General features: G+C 70.7%; 20 protein-coding genes and 2 tRNA genes. 9 read left to right on the forward strand and 13 right to left on the reverse strand.

The genetic code is table 11. From position 1 onward, the window contains the following. Positions 1-38: 38 nt before the first annotated feature. The 6 genes from ehuB to ACFW47_RS04250 all read left to right on the forward strand — a co-directional run bounded on the left by ehuB (position 39) and on the right by ACFW47_RS04250 (position 4,290). On the forward strand, positions 39-968 hold the full coding sequence (gene ehuB, locus ACFW47_RS04225; protein ID WP_386286024.1) for an ectoine/hydroxyectoine ABC transporter substrate-binding protein EhuB: 930 nt from the start codon (positions 39-41) through the stop codon (positions 966-968). Then, positions 965-1,678 carry an ectoine/hydroxyectoine ABC transporter permease subunit EhuC gene (gene ehuC / locus ACFW47_RS04230; RefSeq protein ID WP_386286025.1) on the forward strand — a complete coding sequence of 238 codons (714 nt, stop codon included), beginning with the start codon at positions 965-967 and terminating at the stop codon, positions 1,676-1,678. The genes ehuB and ehuC overlap by 4 nt, the downstream gene beginning before the upstream one ends. After that, a complete protein-coding gene (ehuD, locus tag ACFW47_RS04235) occupies positions 1,678-2,328 on the forward strand; it encodes an ectoine/hydroxyectoine ABC transporter permease subunit EhuD (protein ID WP_382712676.1) in 651 nt (216 codons plus the stop codon). Before ehuC ends, ehuD begins: the two co-directional genes overlap by 1 nt. Continuing rightward, the gene (gene ehuA, locus ACFW47_RS04240) at positions 2,318-3,103 is read left to right on the forward strand and encodes an ectoine/hydroxyectoine ABC transporter ATP-binding protein EhuA (RefSeq protein WP_073723449.1); all 786 of its coding nucleotides are present in this window, start codon (positions 2,318-2,320) and stop codon (positions 3,101-3,103) included. The genes ehuD and ehuA overlap by 11 nt, the downstream gene beginning before the upstream one ends. 228 nt (positions 3,104-3,331) lie before the next feature. After that, a complete protein-coding gene (locus ACFW47_RS04245; protein WP_386286026.1) occupies positions 3,332-4,090 on the forward strand; it encodes an IclR family transcriptional regulator in 759 nt (252 codons plus the stop codon). 126 nt (positions 4,091-4,216) lie between these two features. Then, a tRNA-Lys gene (locus ACFW47_RS04250) sits at positions 4,217-4,290 on the forward strand. Between the two features lie 61 nt (positions 4,291-4,351). On the opposite strand, the gene ACFW47_RS04255 is transcribed toward ACFW47_RS04250, so the two are convergent. The 3 genes from ACFW47_RS04255 to ACFW47_RS04265 all read right to left on the reverse strand — a co-directional run bounded on the left by ACFW47_RS04255 (position 4,352) and on the right by ACFW47_RS04265 (position 7,288). Continuing rightward, a complete protein-coding gene (locus tag ACFW47_RS04255) occupies positions 4,352-4,957 on the reverse strand; it encodes a lytic polysaccharide monooxygenase (RefSeq protein WP_386286027.1) in 606 nt (201 codons plus the stop codon). 128 nt (positions 4,958-5,085) lie between these two features. Then, complete coding sequence (locus tag ACFW47_RS04260; RefSeq protein WP_386304692.1) at positions 5,086-6,207, reverse strand: SPFH domain-containing protein; 1,122 nt, start codon at positions 6,205-6,207, stop codon at positions 5,086-5,088. A 58-nt stretch (positions 6,208-6,265) separates the two neighbouring features. Continuing rightward, complete coding sequence (locus ACFW47_RS04265; RefSeq protein WP_386286029.1) at positions 6,266-7,288, reverse strand: peptidoglycan-binding protein; 1,023 nt, start codon at positions 7,286-7,288, stop codon at positions 6,266-6,268. Positions 7,289-7,486: 198 nt separating this feature from the next. On the opposite strand from ACFW47_RS04265, the gene ACFW47_RS04270 reads away from it, so the two are divergent. The 3 genes from ACFW47_RS04270 (at position 7,487) to ACFW47_RS04280 (ending at position 11,770) form a co-directional block, all read left to right on the forward strand. Then, positions 7,487-7,560 (forward strand) — tRNA-Lys (locus tag ACFW47_RS04270). 293 nt (positions 7,561-7,853) lie between these two features. Then, entirely contained in the window at positions 7,854-9,836 is a 1,983-nt protein-coding gene (locus tag ACFW47_RS04275; protein ID WP_386304695.1) for a glycosyltransferase family 2 protein, read from the forward strand. Further along, a complete protein-coding gene (locus tag ACFW47_RS04280) occupies positions 9,833-11,770 on the forward strand; it encodes a galactose oxidase-like domain-containing protein (RefSeq protein ID WP_386304697.1) in 1,938 nt (645 codons plus the stop codon). The genes ACFW47_RS04275 and ACFW47_RS04280 overlap by 4 nt, the downstream gene beginning before the upstream one ends. Positions 11,771-11,869: 99 nt before the next feature. Here the strand turns inward: ACFW47_RS04280 and ACFW47_RS04285 are convergent, their stop codons facing one another. The 10 genes from ACFW47_RS04285 to ACFW47_RS04330 all read right to left on the reverse strand — a co-directional run bounded on the left by ACFW47_RS04285 (position 11,870) and on the right by ACFW47_RS04330 (position 20,930). Next, a complete protein-coding gene (locus ACFW47_RS04285; RefSeq protein WP_386286032.1) occupies positions 11,870-12,901 on the reverse strand; it encodes a glycoside hydrolase family 6 protein in 1,032 nt (343 codons plus the stop codon). A gap of 79 nt (positions 12,902-12,980) precedes the next feature. Next, entirely contained in the window at positions 12,981-13,691 is a 711-nt protein-coding gene (locus ACFW47_RS04290; protein WP_386286033.1) for a class F sortase, read from the reverse strand. A 2-nt stretch (positions 13,692-13,693) separates the two neighbouring features. Beyond that, complete coding sequence (locus ACFW47_RS04295; protein WP_386286034.1) at positions 13,694-14,263, reverse strand: hypothetical protein; 570 nt, start codon at positions 14,261-14,263, stop codon at positions 13,694-13,696. A gap of 122 nt (positions 14,264-14,385) precedes the next feature. Continuing rightward, positions 14,386-15,165, reverse strand: coding sequence for an HAD-IIA family hydrolase (locus ACFW47_RS04300; RefSeq protein ID WP_386286035.1), 780 nt, complete (start codon positions 15,163-15,165; stop codon positions 14,386-14,388). Positions 15,166-15,259: 94 nt separating this feature from the next. Further along, the gene (locus ACFW47_RS04305; protein WP_386304700.1) at positions 15,260-16,312 is read right to left on the reverse strand and encodes a 2-aminoethylphosphonate ABC transporter substrate-binding protein; all 1,053 of its coding nucleotides are present in this window, start codon (positions 16,310-16,312) and stop codon (positions 15,260-15,262) included. A 38-nt stretch (positions 16,313-16,350) separates the two neighbouring features. After that, positions 16,351-17,148: an ABC transporter permease gene (locus tag ACFW47_RS04310; protein ID WP_386286037.1), complete on the reverse strand. Its 798-nt coding sequence runs from the start codon at positions 17,146-17,148 to the stop codon at positions 16,351-16,353. Then, entirely contained in the window at positions 17,135-18,001 is an 867-nt protein-coding gene (locus tag ACFW47_RS04315) for a 2-aminoethylphosphonate ABC transporter permease subunit (RefSeq protein WP_386286119.1), read from the reverse strand. Before ACFW47_RS04315 ends, ACFW47_RS04310 begins: the two co-directional genes overlap by 14 nt. 31 nt (positions 18,002-18,032) lie before the next feature. Next, positions 18,033-19,094 (reverse strand): ABC transporter ATP-binding protein, encoded by a 1,062-nt coding sequence (locus tag ACFW47_RS04320; protein ID WP_386304702.1) that lies wholly within the window; start codon positions 19,092-19,094, stop codon positions 18,033-18,035. Continuing rightward, the gene (locus tag ACFW47_RS04325; RefSeq protein WP_386286039.1) at positions 19,091-19,798 is read right to left on the reverse strand and encodes an HAD family hydrolase; all 708 of its coding nucleotides are present in this window, start codon (positions 19,796-19,798) and stop codon (positions 19,091-19,093) included. The genes ACFW47_RS04320 and ACFW47_RS04325 overlap by 4 nt, the downstream gene beginning before the upstream one ends. 7 nt (positions 19,799-19,805) lie before the next feature. Further along, entirely contained in the window at positions 19,806-20,930 is a 1,125-nt protein-coding gene (locus ACFW47_RS04330) for a TIGR03364 family FAD-dependent oxidoreductase (protein WP_386304705.1), read from the reverse strand. Between the last annotated feature and the right edge of the window lie 121 nt (positions 20,931-21,051).

A 21,051-nucleotide genomic window follows, 5' to 3' on the forward strand; every position in this document is an offset into this window, starting at 1 on the left:
TCGGCATAACCGGCCCGGCTTCGGGTAGCTGCGCGCCCATGGCTCCACCACACAGAACCCCTCTACGGGGTATATCCGACCAAAGGTCCACAACAGCCGGACCCACTCGCCGGTCGCTGCTCGCGGGGGTCGCGGCGCTCGGCGCGCTGGGGGCGGCCGGCTGCTCGCGGGTGGCCGCCGGGTCCGGCGTGGAAGGCGGCGACCTCCTCGACCGGCTGAAGGCACAGGGCGTGGCCCGGCTCGGCATCGCGGGCGAGATCCCCTTCGGGTACATCGACAAGAACGGTGAGCTGACCGGCGAGGCGCCGGAGCTGGCGAAGGTCATCTTCAAGCGGCTGGGAGTGGACCGGGTGCAGCCGGTGCCGACGGAGTTCGGCTCCCTCATCCCGGGGTTGGCGTCGCAGCAGTTCGACGTCGTGGCGGCCGGGATGTACATCAACCCCGAGCGCTGCCAGCAGGTCATCTTCTCCGACCCCGACTACCAGATGCTCGACGCGTACATCGTGCGCAAGGGCAACCCGCTCGGGCTGCACAACTACAAGGACGTCTTCGAGAAGAAGGCCAAGTTCGCGACCGGCACCGGCTACGCCGAGATCGCCTACGCGGTGGAGCACGGCATCAAGGAGGACGACATCCTGATCGTCCCCGACCAGGTGGCCGGACTCAACGCCGTCGAGTCCGGGCGCGTGGACGTCTTCGCGGGAACGGCGCTGACCGTCCGCGAGGTGGTGAAGAAGTCCACCAAGGCCGAGGCGACCGAGCCCTTCTCGCCGATCATCGACGGCAAGCCGAAGGTCGACGGCGGCGGCTTCGCCTTCCGGCCCAACGAGACCAACCTGCGGGACGCCTTCAACGTCGAGCTGCAGAAGCTCAAGAAGAGCGGCGAACTGCTGCGCATCCTCAAGCCCTTCGGTTTCACCGAGAACGAGATGACCGATCTGACCGCGAAGGAGCTGTGCGGCGGATGACCTCGGGACTGTGGGAACTCGTACTCCAGGGCGCCTGGGTCACCCTTCAGCTGCTCTTCTTCAGCGCGCTGCTGGCCACCGCCGTGTCCTTCGTGATCGGCGTCGGCCGCACCCACCGGCTGTGGATCGTCCGCTTCCTGTCGGGCTTCTACACCGAGGTGTTCCGCGGGACCTCGGCGCTGGTGATGATCTTCTGGGTGTTCTTCGTGCTGCCGCCGGCCTTCGGCTGGCAGCTGGTGCCGATGTGGGCGGGCACGCTGGCGCTGGGCCTGACCTACGGGGCCTACGGCTCCGAGATCGTGCGCGGCGCGCTCGCCGCGGTCGACCCGGCACAGAAGGAGGGCGGTATCGCCCTCAGCTTCACGCCCTGGCAGCGGATGAAGCTCATCCTGCTGCCGCAGGCGGTGCCGGAGATGATCCCGCCCTTCTCCAACCTGCTGATCGAGCTGCTCAAGGGCACCGCCCTGGTGTCGATCATGGGTATGGGCGACCTGGCGTTCAGCGGCAACCTGGTGCGCCTCGCGCTGCAGGAGAGCGCGGAGATCTACACGTACATCCTGCTCATCTACTTCGTGATCGCCTTCCTGCTCACGCGGGTGATGCGCGGTCTGGAGAAGAAGCTGAAGGCGGGCGTCGGGAAGGCCCCCGTGCGCAAGCCCGACACCGAACTGAAGCGCCCTGAGGCGACCAACGTGGGGGGTGCCGTCTGATGAAGTGGGACTGGAGCGCGGTCTCCGACTTCATGCCGCACTTCTGGGACGGTCTGCTGGTCACCCTGCAGATCCTGGTCCTGGGGTCGCTGGTGTCGTTCGCCCTCGGACTGGTGTGGGCGCTGCTGATGCGGGTGCCGTCCCGCTTCGTGACCTGGCCCGTCGGGGTGGTCACCGAGTTCGTGCGCAACACCCCGCTGCTGGTGCAGCTGTTCTTCCTCTTCTACGTGCTGCCCGAGTGGGGCGTGACCGCCTCGGCGCTCACCACCGGTGTGATCGCCATCGGCCTGCACTACTCGACGTACACGATGCAGGTCTACCGGGCCGGCATCGAGGCGGTGCCGGTCGGCCAGTGGGAGGCCGCGACGGCGCTGAACCTGCCGGTGGGGCGGACCTGGACGGCCGTGATCCTGCCGCAGGCGATCCGCCGTGTGGTGCCCGCCCTCGGCAACTACGTGATCTCCATGCTGAAGGACACGCCGCTGCTGATGGCGATCACGGTGCTGGAGATGCTCGGCGAGGCGCGCCTGTTCTCGCAGCAGAACTTCCAGTTCACCGAGCCCCTGACGGTGATCGGCGTGGCCTTCATCGTCATCTCCTACCTGGCCTCCCTTGCCCTGCGAGCCCTGGAGCGACGCCTTGCCCACTGACACTCTTCCCAACCCCGAAAAGAGCCCCGAGCGCAGCTCCGGCGAGCTGATACGCCTGGAGCAGGTCACCAAGCGGTTCGGGGAGAACACCGTCCTCGACCACCTCGACTTCTCCGTCGACGCCGGCAAGCACGTCACCCTGATCGGCCCCTCCGGGTCGGGCAAGACGACGATCCTGCGGCTGCTCATGACGCTCCTCAAGCCCGACGAGGGCACGATCACCGTGGACGGGCAGAAGCTCTTCCCGGCGACCGAGAAGGAGCGGCGCGAGGTCCGCAAGCAGATCGGGATGGTGTTCCAGCAGTTCAACCTGTTCCCGAACATGAGCGTCCTGCGCAACATCACCGAGGCGCCGGTCACGGTGCTCGGGATGTCCAAGGACGAGGCGGTCGAGCGGGCCAAGGGGCTGCTCGACATGGTGGGCCTGGCCGACAAGTGCGACGCCCGTCCGGCGCAGCTCTCCGGCGGCCAGCAGCAGCGTGTGGCGATCGCCCGGGCGCTGGCGATGCGCCCGAAGGTCCTCCTCCTCGACGAGGTGACCTCGGCGCTGGACCCAGAGCTGGTCGCGGGCGTCCTCGACCTGCTGCGGGACATCGCCCGCACCACGGACATCACCATGCTGTGCGTGACCCACGAGATGAACTTCGCCCGCGACATCTCGGACCAGGTCCTGATGTTCGACTCGGGCCGGGTCATCGAGGCCGGTCCGCCGGAGAAGATCTTCAGCGAGCCGGAGCACGACCGGACGCGGGAGTTCCTCAGCGCGGTGCTGTGACGCCCTGACGACAGGCGGCGTGTCCCAACACCCGAGGTCGGGACTGTGGGGCACGCCGCTGGCATATGCCAGCGGGTCAGCGCCGCAGACCAGGGCGGCGAAACTTCGTCAACACCCCGTCACGTCAGACCTTTTGGCGGCTATCGTGAAAGGGATCCGCTGTCCGGTCGGGGGCACAGGCAGGGACAGGGGCAGGGGCCTACCAGCGAAGCGCAGGGGGAGACCACCGTGGCGCTGCAGCACAAGCCGACCGCGCCGCACCACTCGGCCCAGGACGCCCTGCGCGTCCTGGAGACAGTGGCGCGGCACACCACCGGGGTCACCGACTCCGGGATCGCCCGGCAGAGCGGCCTGGTCCGGGAGCGGCTGACCCCGCTCCTGCGCATGCTGCGCCGGGAGGGGTACGTCGAGCAGACCGCCGACGGGACGTACGTCACCGGGGAGGCGCTGGCGCGTCTGGGCTCGGCCCACGGCCGCGAGCAGGCCCTGCGCGACAAGCTCCAGCACACCCTGGACCGCCTGCGCGACTCGGTGGGCGCGGCCGTCTACATCAGCCGGTACGTGGACGGTGAGGTCAGCGTCACCCAGTACGCGGACAGCCCGGCCACGCCCAAGGTGAACGAGTGGGTGGACTTCCGGGTCTCGGCGCACGCCACCGCGGTCGGCAAGAGCCTGCTGACCCAGCTGGACCACGCGGGCCGCCGCGACCACCTCGCCCGGCACAAGATGGCCCGCCTGACCTCGCGCACCATCACCAGCGACCGCCTGCTGCTCTCCCGGCTGGAGTCCCAGCCGCCCACCGTGCCCGTCCTCGACCTCCAGGAGTACGCGGTGGGCACGGTCTGCGCGGCCGTACCGATCACGGCCGGGTCCGCCGTGGGCTGTCTCGCGCTGTCCCTGCCGGTCGAGCACGCCCACCGGCTGCGGCGGGCCGCGGACGAGCTGAACCGGAGCGCGGCACCGGTGCTGCTGTCGCTGGCGATCTAGGGGCTGTCCGGCGGGTCGCGCCCTGGAGCTGCGGCCCGGCTCACACCCCGGTGGTCACGAGCACCCCCCGGGACCGGGTAGTATTTTCGTCGTCGCCGACCGCGGGAAGCGGAAGGCGAGAGTCATGCGCCGCTAGCTCAGTTGGTTAGAGCAGCTGACTCTTAATCAGCGGGTCCGGGGTTCGAGTCCCTGGCGGCGCACAGCATGAAGGCCCCCTCGCCCAGGCGAGGGGGCCTTCGCGCGTTGCCGGACCGGTCCCGGTCAGAAGGTCACGTCCGAGCACGCGTAGAACGCGTTGCCCGTGTCGGCGACCGTCCACACGGCGAGGATCACGTGGTGCCCGCTCAGCCCGGACGGCAGCGTGCCGGTGTGGGAGAGCGTGGCCGGCGGCTGCTTGCCGCCGTAGGGCACCGTGAAGAACGGGGTGAGGTTGAGGTCGGAGCGGGTGAGGTTGTGGTTCTGGTTCCAGCCCGGCTTGGTGACGTAGTACCGGAAGTCGGTCGTGGCGTGCCGGGCGGTGAACTGCCAGCGGAAGGTGTAGCTCTGCCCGCCGTTCACCCTCGTGGTCGGCCACGCCTGTCCGTTCGGCGTCTTCGGGCTGTCGAGCTGGGAGAACCGGCCGTTGTTCGCGGAACAGATCCGGCCGTCGGCCGGTCCGCCCGCCGGGAAGCCCTTGGGCCCCTCGACGCTCTGCGGTTCCCACTGGATGGCGCCGCAGTTGCTGACGCCGCCGTTCTGGCAGAGCTTCTGCCGGCTGACCGGCAGGTCGGTGTAGCCGTGGCCGGTGGCGCCGCCGGACGAGAGCACGAGGGCTCCGGTGGTCGCCATGCCCACCGCGGCTGCATACAACTTGGTCCTTGTGCGCATGCTGCTGCTCCTGTGACGTGGGGGAGGTTCAGTGAGCCTTGCAGGTCTAGACCAAGTCTCAGATTATTGCCGTTAGTTGAACATGTCCATACCAATAGCGGAACCCGGCCCCCGGCCCCGCGGGCGGGTCACGCCCCCGTCTCCCCCCGCCCGGCGCAGAACGCCACCGTCAGGTCCTTCACCAGCACCTTGCGCTCGTAGTCGTCGAGTTCGACCAGCCCGCGCATGGTCAGCCGGGTCACCGTGTCCTCCACCGAGTCCACGACCGAGGTGAGCACACTGGCCCGCTGGGCGGCGTCCAGCGCGGCGATCCGGCGCCGGTGCATCGCGGCGGCGACCTCGGGGGCGTACTCCGCCCGGACCGGCCGCACCGAGAACACCTCCAGGCCGACCGGCGCCGCGTCCGCCGCGACCAGCCGGGTCAGCGTCTCGCCCGCCACGTCCGCCGAGCTGCGGACCGTGCCGAGGGGCTCCACCGGGACCCGGGCGAGCGCCGCCTCGACGCACTCGCGCAGATACGCCTCGTGGTCCTCGACGCCCAGCGTGGCCTTCGCGGTGTCCCGCACCCGCCACACCACCAGCGTCACCGCCCTCAGCGCCACCCCGTTGGCGTCGGCCGCGGGCATCGGCTCGCTGCGCCAGTGCCGCAGCCGCACGTCCACCCGGCGGCGCAGCAGCAGCGGGTTGACCCACATCAGACCGGTGCGCCGCACCGTCCCCCGGTAACGGCCGAACAGACCGAGCACCCAGGCCCGCCCGGTCCGCCCCCGGGCCAGCCCGCCGAAGCCGAACAGCCCCAGCGCCCCGGCGGCCGCGTACGCCGCCCACTGCGCGGGCCCGAGCCCGGCACCGGCGTGCGCCGGCAGTCCCAGCGCCTGGGCCGCGAGCGGCGGCACCAGCCCCGCCCACCAGGAGGTGACGGCGCAGCCCGCCGCGCCGCAGGCACCGGCGGCCACACCCGCGGCACCGGGCAGCACCCGCGCCGGGCGCTCCGTCAGCTCCGGGTCGATCCGCACCGCCGGCACCGTGCGCGCGGCGACCGGGCGCCGGGTGCGGGGCTGCTCCCCCGTGCCCTGCCGGTGGCCGACGACCGCGGGCCGCAGGGGCACCGGCGCCGGGGCGGGATCGTCGCGGAAGAGGAGGTGGACGGGGATCTCGGTGGTGGCCTCGTTGTGGATGAGCCGGACGGACCGGTGGCCGGTCTCCGCCGGGCCGCCCGTGTCCGGGTTCATGGAAGAGCTCGTACTCATGCGTGCTCCAGCCTCCGCGCCAGATGCGTCATGAACGGGTGATCACCGCGGCGGGCGGTCAGGAGAAGAGCCGCCGCCAGGTCTCCGGGCCCGGGTAGCCGTCCGCCGCGCCGCCGCGCCAGCCCTGGGCGCGCTGGAAGGCCTCGACGCCCCGCCGGTCCGCCTCGCCCCAGCGCGGACCCGGTCCGGTCGTGTAGTAGGTGCCGAATCCCTTCTTCACCAGCTGCCTGCCGAGCCGGGTGACGTACGGGTTGTCCGCGCCCGGCCGGAACATGGCCCGCCCCGGGTATCCGGCCACTCCGTGCGAGGCGGGGACCGCTCCCTGCGCCTCGGCCCCGGCGGTGGTCGTGGTGACCCCCTTGTAGCGGTACGGCAGGTACTTGGCCGAGTCGCTCCAGTAGGCGTAGGGCGTGGACTGCTTCCGGGTGTGCGGCGGGGTCTGCTCGTAGGCGAGGTACGAGGTGTGCGTGCCGTCCGTCCAGCCGCCGAAGATGACCACGTGGGAGCCCTTCTGGGGGTCGGCGGCGTTGTGGAAGAGCAGGATGTCGCCGGGCTGGAGTTCCTCCTTGGTGATGCGGTCGGCGAAGGTGCCGAGGCTGCCGGTCCATTCGTTGGTGGGCAGTTTCCAGGCCATCGACACATAGCCCGAGCAGTCCTGCCGGTAACCGTCGGACCAGTAGGAGGTCATGCTGTAGGGGACCTTCGCGGTGACCCAGGTCTGGGCCCGTTCGATGATCTCCGTACGGGTGATCGCGGCGAGGGCCGTCCCCGCCGGGGGCACCGACGGCAGCCCGGCCGGGCCGTGCAGCGGCGCCCGCGGCCCCTGGGGGGTGTCGGGCACGTCGTCCGCCGCGACGCCGGGCCGGTGGGCCGCGTGGGCGGCGGCCGGGACCGCGGCCGCGACGCCCGTGCCTAGTGCGGAGGCCGCGGCGGTGGCCACGATCAGCGCACGGCGGGCGGCCGGATGGCCGCCGGCGCGGCCGGTCCGGGAGTGCGGCAGGACCCGGCGCCAGTGCCGGCAGCCGGCGCAGTCGCAGTCGTCCGCCGGCTCGAATTCCTCGAACACGGGAGCAGTCTCCATGCGATTCCTCTCACACTCCCGGCGAAAACGTCCGCGACGGTACACTTCGGTACATGCCGGACAGTTTCTCAACTGTCTTCCTCGCGCGCATGCTGACGGTCCGAATGATGTACACGGGCGCCGCGGTGCTCGCGCCGGGGGCTCTCGGGGTGGTCCGGAGCACCGGTCGGCATCGGGTAAAGTTGTGCAGGTCAGCAGGCGCCGCTAGCTCAGTTGGTTAGAGCAGCTGACTCTTAATCAGCGGGTCCGGGGTTCGAGTCCCTGGCGGCGCACAGACGGCCGAAGGCCCCCCGTAGCGCACGGGGGGCCTTCGGCGTGCCCGGCCTCCGGGCATCTTGCGATCATGACGAACACCGTAGAACCCTGGTCCGGCTGGGGGGCCGGGTGCCGAGGGGATGCCGAGGGGGGCATCATGCAACCGGGGGTCGCTGTTCCATGTCTATATAAGGTGTGGATGCCGTGGTGACCGCAACCCACCACTGTTACGTCCGTGAAGGTCGAGGGGGACCCGAGCGGACGATGGAAGCGACGAAACACGCGTGACGCGCGTGTGGGGGGATGACTCATGACGTCGACGCCGACGGGCGCCGGGCAGGACCACGACCCGTCCCAGACCACGCAGCTCAGGGTCCCTGCGCATCGGAACTGGAACACCGGCTCTTTCCGCCGGATAAAGAAGACCCTGCCGAGGTACGACTACGAGCACTACAGCCGGCTCGCGGGCCCCCTCACCCAGCCCGACCCGCACAAGCCGTACAAGGTGCAGTACCGCTCGCTGATCTCCCAGGAGCCGCACCGCATCCGGGTCGCCCTGATGCTGGCCGCCGCCCCGCTGCTGTCGGTGGTGCTGCTGGTCTGGCTGCTCCAGCCCACGCACTGGACCGAGCGCGACTACCCGGCCTTCGACTGGCTGCCCACGCTCGACATCGTGATGCTCGTGGCGATCGGCCTGATCGAGCTGTTCCGCTGCCTGAACGTGCTGTCGAACGCGCACGCGACCCTGGTCGCCCGGGACCCGATCCCGGTGGTGCCCGAGACCGGCACCCGGGTCGCCTTCCTCACCTCCTTCGTGCCCGGCAAGGAGCCGCTGGAGATGGTGACGAAGACCCTGGAGGCGGCCGTCAAGATCCGCCACCGCGGTCTGATGCACGTCTGGCTCCTCGACGAGGGCGACGACCCCGAGGTGAAGGCGGTCTGCGAGCGCCTGGGCGTGCACCACTTCTCCCGCAAGGGCGTCGCCAAGTGGAACATGCCCAAGGGCCCGCACCGCGCCAAGACCAAGCACGGCAACTACAACGCCTGGCTGGACGCGCACGGCGACGACTACGACTACTTCGCCTCCGTCGACACCGACCACGTGCCGCTGCCGAACTACCTGGAGCGGATGCTCGGCTTCTTCCGCGACCCGGACGTCGGCTTCGTCATCGGCCCCCAGGTCTACGGCAACTACGACAACCCGATCACCAAGGCCGCCGAGTCCCAGCAGTTCCTCTTCCACGCCCTGATCCAGCGCGCCGGCAACCGCTACGGCTCCCCGATGTTCGTGGGCACCTCGAACGCGGTGCGCATCAAGGCGCTCAAGCAGATCGGCGGTCTGTACGACTCGATCACCGAGGACATGGCGACCGGCTTCGAGATCCACCGCCACAAGAACCCGGCCACCGGCCGCAAGTGGCGCTCGGTCTACACCCCGGACGTGCTCGCCGTCGGCGAGGGCCCGAACGCCTGGACGGACTTCTTCACCCAGCAGATGCGCTGGTCCCGAGGGACGTACGAGACGATCCTCAAGCAGTACTGGAAGGGCTGGTACTCGCTCCCGCCGAGCAAGCTCTTCAACTACACGATGATGATCATCTTCTATCCGATGTCGGCCCTGAACTGGATTTTGGCGGCGCTCAGCTGCGCCCTGTTCCTGGGCCTGGGCGCGTCGGGCGTCAACATCGACCCGGCCGTCTGGCTGATGCTCTACGGCAACGCCTCCGCCCTGCAGATCGGCCTGTACGTCTGGAACCGCCGCCACAACGTCTCCCCGCACGAGCCGGAGGGCTCCGGCGGCGTGGCCGGCATGGTGATGTCCGCGCTCTCGGCGCCGCTGTACGCGAAGGCGCTCATCGACTCGGTGCTGCGCCGCAAGAGCAAGTTCGTGGTGACCCCGAAGGGCGACTCGGCCAGCCCGGACACGTGGTTCGGGACCTTCCGGTACCACTGGTACTTCATCGTGATCTTCGGCGCCTCGATCGCCGCCGGTTTCGTCTTCGGCCACTCGCACCCCGCGATGATCATCTGGGCGACGTTCGCGCTGCTGATCACCGCCTCGCCGATGTTCGCGTGGCGCCACGAACTGCGGAAGGCGAAGAAGCAACCGCCGGCCGTGGCGGCGGAGCCCGAGCCCCGGGTTCCGCCGCAGCAGCCGGCGCCGGAGCAGGCGTACGCGCCGCACGCCTCGCACGCGCCGCAGCAGAAGCCCAGCTGGGCAGCCTCCGCCGACGGGGGCAACGACCAGACCATGCAGATCGCCCTTGGTGGACTTGGGGGACGTAAGGAATGAAGGACCGTGCCGGCCGCCGCCGGGCCCGTCGCTTCGCGATAGGCACGGCGGTGGTAGTCGCGCTGGCCGGGATGAACGGGCCGTGGCTCTACCGCTTCGGAACCGAGAAATACCACCAGTACAAGATCAACCAGCCGGAGTACAAGGCCGCCAACGGCAAGTGGGAGATCGTCGAGTTTCCCGAGGAGTACCGGCAGAACACCATCCACGCGGCGCTGCTGCGCACCGGCAAGGTGCTGCTCGTCGCGGGGTCGGGCAACAACCAGGACAACTTCGACGCGAAGCAGTACGACACCCGGATCTGGGACCCGGTCAAGGGGACCGTCAAGAAGGTGCCGACGCCGACCGACCTGTTCTGCACCGGCCACACCCAGCTCGCCAACGGCAACCTGCTGATCGCGGGCGGCACCAAGCGGTACGAGAAGCTCAAGGGCGACGTCACCAAGGCCGGCGGCCTGATGATCGTCCACAACGAGAACCCGGACAAGCCGATCACCCTCCCGGCGGGCACCAAGTTCACCGGCAAGGAGAACGGCAAGACGTTCGTCTCCAAGGACCCGGTGCTGGTGCCGCGCGCCGAGAAGGTCTTCGACAAGGAGACCGGCAAGTTCCTGCGCAACGACCCGGGCCTCGGCCGGATCTACGTCGAGGCGGAGAAGAGCGGCCAGAAGTACGCCACGGGCACCCAGGACAACTACACCGTCCAGGGCCTGTCGGGCGCCGACGCGCGCAACACGTACGGCATCGCCGAGAAGCTCGCCCTCGACAAGAAGGACTTCCAGGGCATCCGGGACGCCTTCGAGTTCGACCCGGTCGCCGAGAAGTACATCAAGGTCGACCCGATGCACGAGGCCCGCTGGTACCCGACGCTCACCACCCTGAGCGACGGCAGGATCCTCAGCGTCTCCGGCCTCGACGACATCGGCCAGATCGTGCCGGGCAAGAGCGAGGTCTACGACCCGAAGACCAAGAAGTGGGACTACACCGGCAAGATCCGCCAGTTCCCGACGTACCCGGCGCTGTTCCTGATGCAGAACGGCAAGATCTTCTACTCGGGTGCGAACGCCGGCTACGGCCCCGCCGACGTGGGCCGCGACCCGGGCATCTGGGACCTGGAGACCAACAAGTTCACCGAGGTACCCGGCATGAGCGACCCCGACATGCTGGAGACCGCCAACTCCGTGCTGCTGCCGCCGGCGCAGGACGAGAAGTACATGGTGATCGGCGGCGGCGGGGTCGGCGAGTCCAGGAAGTCCAGCGAGAAGACCCGGATCGCCGACCTGAAGGCCGACGAACCGAAGTTCGTCGACGGGCCGTCACTGGAGAAGGGCACGCGCTATCCGCAGGCCTCCGTCCTGCCCGACGACAGCGTGCTGGTCTCCGGCGGCTCGGAGGACTACCGGGGCCGCAGCGACTCCAACATCCTCCAGGCCCGGCTGTACCACCCGGACACGAACGAGTTCGAGCGGATCGCCGATCCGCTGGTGGGCCGGAACTACCACTCCGGTTCGATCCTGCTGCCCGACGGGCGCGTGATGTTCTTCGGGTCGGACTCGCTCTACGCCGACAAGGCGAACACCAAGCCGGGCAAGTTCGAGCAGCGCATCGAGATCTATACGCCGCCGTACCTGTACCGGGACTCGCGGCCGGATCTCTCCGGGGGGCCGCAGACCATCGAGCGTGGTGAGTCGGGGACGTTCACGTCCCGGGCGGCGAAGTCGGTCAAGAAGGTGCGGCTGATCCGGCCGAGCGCGTCCACACACGTCACCGACGTGGATCAGCGGTCGATCGCGCTGGACTTCAGGACGGAGGGGGATCAGTTGACGGTGACGGTGCCGGAGAACAAGAACCTGGTTCAGTCGGGGTGGTACATGATGTTCGTGACTGACGGGGAAGGGACGCCGAGCAAGGCGGAGTGGGTGCACGTGCCGTAGTGCTCCCGCGGGTGCGTTGTCGGGCGCGGGGAGCGTCGTGGGTGATCGCGCCCACGCGGCGGTAGCCGCACATGTCACAGCCCCGCGCCCCTGGGGCGCTTATCCCTGCGCCAGCTTCAAGGCGTATTCCGGCCACCACTCGCCCGCCTTGGGGCCGCCCTTGCACTCGCCGTCCGACTCCCCGGGGCGCTTGACCCACAGGTAGGCGTCGACCAGGGGGTCGGCGGTCTTCGTGGTCGGCGTTTCGCCGAGGGCTCGGCCCGGCGGGTTGCACCAGCGTTCGCCCGGGTCGCCCTCGGTGTAGGGGCCGTTGCCGTTGCGGCTGGTGTCGATGACGAAGTGCTTGCCGCCGACCTTGGCGGAGAGCTGCTTGCCGTAGGCGATGGAGTCCTCGGTGGTGTAGAAGTTCGAGACGTTGACCGAGAAGCCGTCGGCCTGGTCGATGCCCGCCCACTTCAGCGGCTCGAAGATCTGGTCGGGATGGCCCCACCCGGCGTTGCCCGCGTCCAGGTAGACCTTGGTGTTCTTCAGCGCGGAGAGCTTGGCGATGGCGCCCTTGAGGAGGTCGTAGCGCTCCTCGTGGAACTGCTCCGGGGTGCAGCCGTCCACCAGGTGGAGCACCGCGTCCGGCTCCAGGACGACCGTCGCGGAGCGGTCGCCGATGCCCTTGGCGACGCCGTCGATGAAGTCGCGGTAGGCGTCGCCGTCGGCGGCGCCGCCGCCCGAGTACTGGCCGCAGTCGCGGTGCGGGATGTTGTAGAGGACGAGCAGCGCGGTGCGGCCGGCCTCGTCGGCGGCCTCGGTGAAGCCGCGGGCCTGCTCCTCGGGGTTCTCCGGGCTGATCCACTCACCGGTCGGCTGCTGGGCTATCTTGCGGATCTGCGCGGCCTGGTCCTTCTTGCCGGCCTCCTCCAGCGCCGCCAGCTGCTGCGCCGCGTTGCCGTCCGGGTTGACCCAGAAAGGGTCCGCCTCCTTCGGCTGCTGCGTGATCCCGGCCCCCGCGCCCTTGGCCTTGTCCTCGTCGTCCCCGTCTCCCGACGAGGAGCAGCCCGCGAGCAGCAGCGCCGCCCCCAGCACCACCGCGGACGCCCGCCTCGTGGACATCGTTCCGGCCCCCCTGCTGCCGTACATCCAACCCCCCCTGGGTGCACTGTTCCGAGGCTCAATCCTGACATACGCCTCCGGCACCCAGGGGGCCGCAGGGCAGCGCCTACGTGCCGCCCGTCCCGGTGAGGTACGCCGAGACCACCACGTTGGCCGTGTAGCTGTTCGTGGCGCGGTCGAAGGTGCCGCCGCAAGTGATCAGGCGCAGCTCGGCGCGGCCGGTGTCGCGCGGGCCGTAGGCCTGCCGGGCGTCGAAGCCGTCGCGGGTGAGCACTTGGACGTCGTCGACGGTGAACTCGGCGGCCTCGGCGTCCTCGCGGACCACCCGGATCGTCTCGCCGGGTTCCAGGGTGCTCACCTCGTAGAAGACGGCGGGCTTCGTGTCGGTGTCGACGTGGCCGACCAGGAGCGCGGTCCCGGCCGCTCCCGGCGTCACGCCGTCCGCGTACCAGCCGACGGAGCCGGGGCGGTCGAAGGGCGGTGGTTCGATGGCGCCCTTGGTGTCCAGGCCGCTGGCCAGGACGGGGGCGCTGATGTCGAGCCCGGGGATGTCGAGGCGCTGCGGCGGGGCGTCGCCGAGGGGGGCGTGGGCGGGGGGCAGGGGTATGTCGGGTGGCCGGCCCGCCGCCGCCATGTCGCCGGTGGACGGTACGGATATGCCCTCGCGCACGTCGGTGGCCTCGCGGCCCCACAGCCACAGCCCGAGCAGCAGCACCGTCCAGGCGATGCCGGTCACCAGGCGGCCACCGGGGCCGACGGGGCGTTGCCCGTCCTGCTGCTGGTCCTGTCGCCGGTCGCGTTCGTCCGTTCCGGACATGGTCAGTCCGTCCCGCGGCTCCGGCTGCGGACCCCGCGCAGCGCGACGGCGACGGCGGCGATGCCCGCGAGGACCAGACCGGTCACGGTGTGCGCCGTGCCGGGAGGCTCGGGCCGGGCCTCGTCGCGGCTGTCGGAGGCGGCGAGCTGTGCCGTGCCGCCACCGCCCGCGTCGACGGGGGCGACGGGCGAGGCGGGTGCGGCCGGGCGCTGTCGCTCGGCGACGGTGACGGTGCCCTTGCGTGCGTCGTCACCGCACTTGACCCGGACGGCGTACGCGCCGGCCTCCAGGGTGGAGCGGACCGTGCCGGCCCCGACGAGGACGCCGTCCTTCGCGGCCAGGGTGAGCTTGGCGTCCGAGACGAACGCCGCCGACACGGCGACGGCCGTCTTCTCGGTGCAGTCCGCCACGCGGAGTTCGACGTCGCTGCCGGGGGCCGGGGTGGACGGTGACACCGAGACGCCTCCCCCGTCCACCGCGTACGCGGCCGGTGCGACCGCGATCGGGGCGATCGGTGCGAGCACCGCGGCCGCCGCGGCGCCGGCACAGAGAGTGACTTTCAGTGAGCCCATCGTGCACCTCCAGTTACCTGGAGACTCCCCCGCGGGAGCGGCCCACGCATCCTGCGCGGGGGCCGCACTGCTCCGAACGGGTTACGGCGGGGCCGGGCGGGTTTACCGGCGCCGCACGGGGCTCAGACCTGTTCGACCAGGTCCGCGATGGAGTCGACCACCTTGGACGGGCGGTACGGGAAGTCCTCCACCTGCTCCGGCCGGGTCAGCCCGGTGAGGACCAGGAAGGTCTGCATCCCGGCCTCCATGCCGGCCAGCACGTCGGTGTCCATGCGGTCGCCGATCATCGCGCTGGTCTCGGAGTGGGCGCCGATCGCGTTGAGCCCGGTGCGCATCATCAGCGGGTTGGGCTTGCCCGCGAAGTACGGCTGCTTGCCGGTCGCCTTGGTGATCAGCGCCGCCACCGCGCCGGTCGCCGGGAGCGGCCCCTCGGTGGAGGGGCCGGTCTCGTCGGGGTTGGTGCAGATGAAACGGGCGCCCGCGTTGATCAGCCGGACCGCCTTCGTCATGGCCTCGAAGGAGTACGTGCGGGTCTCGCCGAGGACCACGTAGTCGGGGTCGTGGTCGGTGAGGATGTAGCCGATGTCGTGCAGGGCGGTGGTCAGTCCGGCCTCGCCGATGACGTACGCCGAGCCGCCGGGCCGCTGGTCGTCCAGGAACTTGGCGGTGGCCAGCGCCGACGTCCAGATCGACTCGATCGGCACCTCCAGGCCCATGCGGCGCAGCCGGGCGTGCAGGTCGCGCGGGGTGTAGATGGAGTTGTTGGTGAGGACCAGGAAGGGCTTGCCGGACTCCCGGAGCCGCTTGATGAAGGCGTCGGCGCCGGGGATCGGCACACCCTCGTGGATGAGGACCCCGTCCATGTCGGTGAGCCACGACTCGATGGGCTTGCGGTCTGCCATGTCCGGGATCTCCTGACTGCGTGGTCCGGCGTGCGCCCCAGCCTAGACAGCGCGGGATCTTGTGGGAACGGCCGTCTCAGCTTCCGGAGGCTTCTCAGCTTCCGGTGGCCTCCTTCCAGGCGTCGATGTAGGAGGTGAGGTTCTTCTCGATGCCGTCCCAGTCGGGTTCGAAGACCTCGACGCCGTCCATCAGCTTGGTCAGGGCGATGGCGTTGGCGTCGGTGGCCTTGACGTCCTGACGGGCCGCGAACCCGCCGCCGATCTCGCTGACCTGCCGCTGCGCCTGCCGGCTGAGCATGTGGTCGAGGAGCTTCCTGCCGTTCTCGGTGTGCGGGGCGTCGGTCACGAGCCCGGCCGCGTAGGGCAGGGCGAAGGTGGTGGGCCTTCCGCCTTCGCGGGCCGGGAACCAGATGCCGAGGTTCGGCATGGACTTGGACTGGGCGAAGTTCATCTGGACGTCGCCGTTGGCGACGAGCAGTTCGCCCTTGTCGACCTTGGGGGCGAGCTTGCCGGTGGAGGCGGACGGGCCGACGTTGTTGGCCTGGAGCTTCTTCAGGTACTCCATGGCGGGCTGCTCGCCGCCGAAGTCGTGCATGGCCTTGATGAGGACGGCGGTGCCGTCGCCGGCGACGCCGGGGGTGGAGTACTGCAGCTTGTTCTTGTACTCCGGGTCGAGCAGGTCCTCCCAGGTCGCGGGGGCCCGCTTCAGCTCCTTCCGGTTGTGGATGAAGCCGAAGTAGTTGTTGACGACGGCGGTCCAGGTGCCGTTCGCGGCCTTGTCGGCGCCGCTGACCTGGTCGGCGCCCTCGGGGACGTACTTCTGGAGCAGGCCCTTGCCGTCGGCCTGCTGGATGAAGGGCGGGAGGGTCACGAGCACGTCGGCCTGCGGGTTGCGCTTCTCGCGGGTGGCGCGCTGCACCATCTCGCCGGAGCCGCCTTCGACGTACTCGACCTTGATGCCGGTCTTCTTCTCGAAGTCCTTGAACACCTGGTCGTACCAGCCGTCGCCGTTCTCTCCCCTGAGGCCGTCGGCGCTGTAGACGGTGACGACGTTCTCGTCGGAGGCGGCGGAGGTGCCGGAGCAGGCGGTCAGCGGGACGGCGAGCACGGCGAGGGCGGCGAGCGGCTTGAGGGCGTTCCTGGGCATGGCGAGGTGAACTCCTTGCGGGTCGGTGGGAGGCGGGTTCAGCGGTAGGAGGCTCGGGTGCGGATCCGGGAGACGGCGAGCAGCACCAGCAGGGTCGCCGCCATCAGGACGACGGCGATCGCGGAGCCGGTGAACAGGGCGCCCCGGTCGGTGGAGGCGTAGATCAGGACCGGCAGCGGGGTCCAGTCCGGCGGGTAGAGCATCATCGTGGCGCTCAGCTCGCCCATGGACAGGGCGAAGCAGAGGCCGGCGGCGGCGGTCAGGGACGGCAGCAGCAGCGGGAGCTTCACCCGCCACAGGACGTACGCCGGTGAGGCGCCCAGCGACGCGGCCGCCTGTTCGTAGGCGGGGTCGAGGCGGGTGATCGCCGCGGACACCGACTGGTGGGCGAAGGCGGTGACCAGGACGGAGTGGGCGATGATCACGATCCAGCGGGTGCCGTTGAGCAGCATCGGCGGCTGCGAGAAGGCGACCAGGGTGGCGAGGCCCACGACGACCGAGGGCACGGCGACGGGCAGGACGAACAGCGCGTCGAGCACCTTGCGGTGCCGCCTGCGCAGGGCGGACGCCGCGAGCGCCGCCCAGGAGCCGGTCGCGAGCGCGAGGAGGCTGGCGGTGACGGCGGTGACCAGGCTGGTGGTGAGCGCCTCGAGGGCCTCGCCGCGGGTGGCCGCCTCGTAGTGGGCGGTGGTGAAGCCGGAGGGCAGGACGCTGGACCAGTTGGTGGCGAAGGAGGCGCCGAGTACGACGAGCAGCGGGAGCGCGAAGAGGGGGACGAAGAGGAGGAGGAAGGCCGCCCACACGGCCCACCTCGCCCCGCGGCTATGCACCAGCACGGCGGCTCACCACCCGGTAGAGGCCGTAGAGGCCCGCGGAGATCAGGACGTTGACGACGGCGACCGCGCAGGCGCCCGGGTAGTCGGACTCCAGGATGGCCTTGCCGTAGACGAGCGTCGGCAGGGTCGTGACCCCCTTGGCGCCGGTGAAGAGCACGATGCCGAACTCGTTCAGGCACAGGACGAGGACCAGGCTGCCGCCGGCCGCGAGCGCGGGCAGCGCCTCGGGCAGGATGATCCGCCCGATGATGCGCGGCGCGCGGGCGCCCAGCGAACTGGCGGCCTCCAGCTGGCCGGTGTCCAGCTGCGAGAACGCGGCGAGCAGCGGGCGCATCACGAACGGCGTGAAGTACGTGATCTCGGCGAGCAGCACACCCCACGGTGTGGTCAGGAACTGGAACGGCCCCTCGGCGGCCCCCGTCACGTCGGTCCACGCCCCGTTGGCCATGCCGACCGTGCCGTAGACGAAGAGCAGGGCGAGCGTGATCAGGAAGGACGGGAAGGACAGGAAGACGTCGATGAAGCGGGCCACCGCCCTCGCCCCCGGGAACGGCACGAAGGCGATGACCAGCGCGAGGACGAACCCGAGCACCAGGCAGCCGATGGTGGCCGCCACCGCCAGCCACACGGTGGTCCACAGCGCCTCGCGGAAGGCGTGCGAGGCGAGGACGTCGGCGTACGGCTGGGTCGAGGTGCCGCCGGCGTCGGGCTGGAAGGACTGCTGGACGACGAGGGCGAGGGGGTAGAGAAAACAGAGGGCGAGGAGGGCGACAGGAGGCAGGGCCCAGAGGAGCGCCCCGGAGGGGCGCGGGGCCGCGCTCCATTTCCGGCTGCCGCCGGGCGGGCGCGACAAGCCCCCACCGGCCCGCAGGCTGGCTGCGACCTCAGTCACCGCTCACCCCCGCGGGCAGCAGCACCGCATCCTCGGACGAGAAATGCAGACTCACCGGCTCCCCGTGCACCGGCGGAGCCTTCAGTTCGCGCAGGTCCGCCATCACCCGGTGTCCGCCCACGTCGACGAAGAGCCGGTGCGTGGACCCCCGCCACTGAATCTCCCCCACCGTCCCGGTGAGCCGGTTGGGCCCGTCACCGAGCCCCACCAGATGCGGCCGTACGCACAGGGTGGCCGACGCACCCCGCGCGGCGTCCCCCGTGTCGACCTTGATCTCCGCGTCCCCGAAGGTCACTCCCTGGGCCCCGACGGTCACCGGCAGCAGGTTCGCGCCGCCCACGAAGGACGCCGTGAACGCGTCGGCCGGCTCCCGGTACAGCTCCCTCGGCGTCCCGCACGCGCGCAGCCTCGCCCTGTCCATGACGGCGATCCGGTCGGCGAGGGTGAGGGCCTCGACCTGGTCGTGGGTGACGTACAGGATCGACACGTCGGGCAGCTCGCGGTGCAGGCGGGCCAGTTCGGCGAGCATGCCGGAGCGGAGCTGCGCGTCGAGCGCGGACAGCGGTTCGTCGAGGAGGAGGACGTCCGGGCGGATGGCCAGGGCGCGGGCGATGGCGACGCGCTGCTGCTGGCCGCCGGACAGCTCGCGCGGGTGGCGGCGGGCGTAGGCACCCATGCCGGTCATCTCCAGCGCCTCGGCGACGCGGGTGCGGATCTCGGCCTTGGGGACCTTGCGGGCCTTCAGGCCGAAGGCGACGTTGTCCTCCACCCGCATGTGCGGGAACAGGGCGTACTGCTGGACGACCATGCCGATGCCCCGCCGGTGCGGGGGCAGGTCGGTGACGTCGCGGTCGCCGAGGTACACCCGCCCGGAGGCGGGCCTCACGAACCCGGCGACCGCCCGCAGCGCGGTGGTCTTGCCGGATCCGGACGGCCCGAGCAGCGCCATGACCTCGCCCGGTCCGACGGTGAGGTCGAGGGCGTCCAGGACGACGTTGCCGTCGTAGGCGACGGTGACCGAGTCGAAGCGGATGCCGCTGCCTGTGGTGCTCATCGGCCGGCTGCTCCCCGCAGGAGGGCGGGCAGGCCCGCGACGGAGTCCAGCACGTGGCCGGCGCCCGCCTCGCGGAACGCGTCGTCACCGTGGGCTCCGGTGCGCACCCCGGCGACCAGACCGGCGCCGGCCCGTACGCCGCTGAGCACGTCGTACGAGGTGTCGCCGACGACGGCCACCTGGTGTACGCCGTCGGCGGCCTTGGTGCGCAGGAAGGCCTCCAGCACCATGTCCGGGTACGGCCGTCCGCGCCCGCCCGCGTCGGCGGGGCACAGGGTGAGCGGCACCAGGTCGCGCCAGCCGAGCGCGTCGAGGACGGCGTCCTGGGTGACGCGGGCGAAGCCGGTGGTGAGGACGACGGTGCGGCCGTCGGCGGCCAGTTCCCCGACGGCCTCGCGGGCGCCGGGGACGGGGGCGATCAGGCCGCCGTCGACGAGTTCGCCGTACGCCTTCTCGAAGGCCGCGTTGGCCTGCCGCGCGCGGTCCTCGTCGCCGAACAGGTGCCGGAAGACGGAGATCTTGGACTCGCCCATGGTGGCGCGGACGTACGCGAGCTTGGCGGTGTGGTCGCCGGTGCCGGGCTCGACGCCCAGTTCGCGGGCGGCGGTGTCGAAGGCGCGCTCGACGAGGCCGCCGTCGGCGACGGTGGTGCCGGCCATGTCGAGGACGACGAGGCGGATGTCGATCGGGGTCACGGAGGTCATGGGGGTGTCACCAGCCCAGTTCGTTCGCGGTGGTCTCGGCTGTCGCGGGCGAGCAGGTCATGCCGCGCCCGCCGGGCCCGGTGACCAGCCAGACGCCCTCGCGCACCCGCTGCCGGTGGACGACCCGGCTCTTGTCGGTGCACTGCGCGTACACCCCGGCCCAGCGGCGCCGGATCTTCGGCAGCGGGCGGCCGAGGAGTGACTCGACGACGCCGGTGAGGTGGTCGTAGGGGTCCTCGACGGTGTCGAAGGCGAAGGGGTGCTCGTACTCGTGGGTGTCGCCGATGGTCAGGCCGCCGTCGGCGCGCTGCACCATCAGCAGCTGCATGGCGTGCTCCGCGGCCGTGGCGGGCTGCGGCTGCCGGTCGTTCAGCTCGTCCAGGGCGGGTGAGGCGTACGCCGGGTAGTAGCGGAAGCTGTCGGCGTCGGCGACCGAGGTGGTCAGCGGCTCACCGAGGGGGTCGGTCTGCATCATCTGGAGGCGGACCCTGCGCACCGGCAGGTCCGGCCCGGCCAGTTCGCGGACGAGGCCGCCGAGCCAGGCGCCGGTGCACAGGACGACGGCGTCGCCGGTGTGCGTGTCGCCGTGGTCGTCGCGGACGGCTCTCTCGCCGACGACCTCGCGGACCTCGCGGCCGGGCAGGAAGGTGTAGCCCGGTGACTTCAGCAGCTCGGCGCGCAGGGCGAGCTGGGCGGTGCGCGGTTCCACGGCTGCGTCGCGCTCGCAGTACAGGGCCGCGTCGAAGTCGCCGCGCAGGGCTGGGTTGACGGCGCGGGCCTCGCCCGGGGTGAGCAGCTTGTAGCCGCGGGCGGCGGCGTCCGGGCGGGCCACGGCCGCCTCGGCGACGGCCTGCTCCAGGTCGCCGCGTACGGGGGTCAGGGAGCCGTTCGGGCGGAAGCCGAGGGCCGGGACGCGGGTGCCGATCCCCTCCCACAGCTCCCGGGCCCGCAGCGCGGTCTCCAGCTCCTGACCACCCGCGCGGCCACTGACCCAGATTTGGCCGAAATTGCGCAGTGAGGCGCCGCGGGCCTCGGTCTCGCGCTCGATCTGTACGACCTCGTGGCCGCGGTTCACTGCGTGCCAGGCGTGCATGGTTCCCACCACGCCGGCTCCGACGACTATCACTCTCACGACCGCCACGCTCCTTGCCATCGGGGAACCGGAGGAATCCGGCTGACAACGAGAGCGTGAACTGGTCGTCACGTTTGGGCTAGACCCGTTATCTTTCCGTTACTACGGCGCGGGAGTGTGG

This window comes from Streptomyces sp. NPDC058796, from assembly GCF_042745235.1.
In the GTDB taxonomy this organism is placed as follows: Bacteria; Actinomycetota; Actinomycetes; order Streptomycetales; family Streptomycetaceae; genus Streptomyces.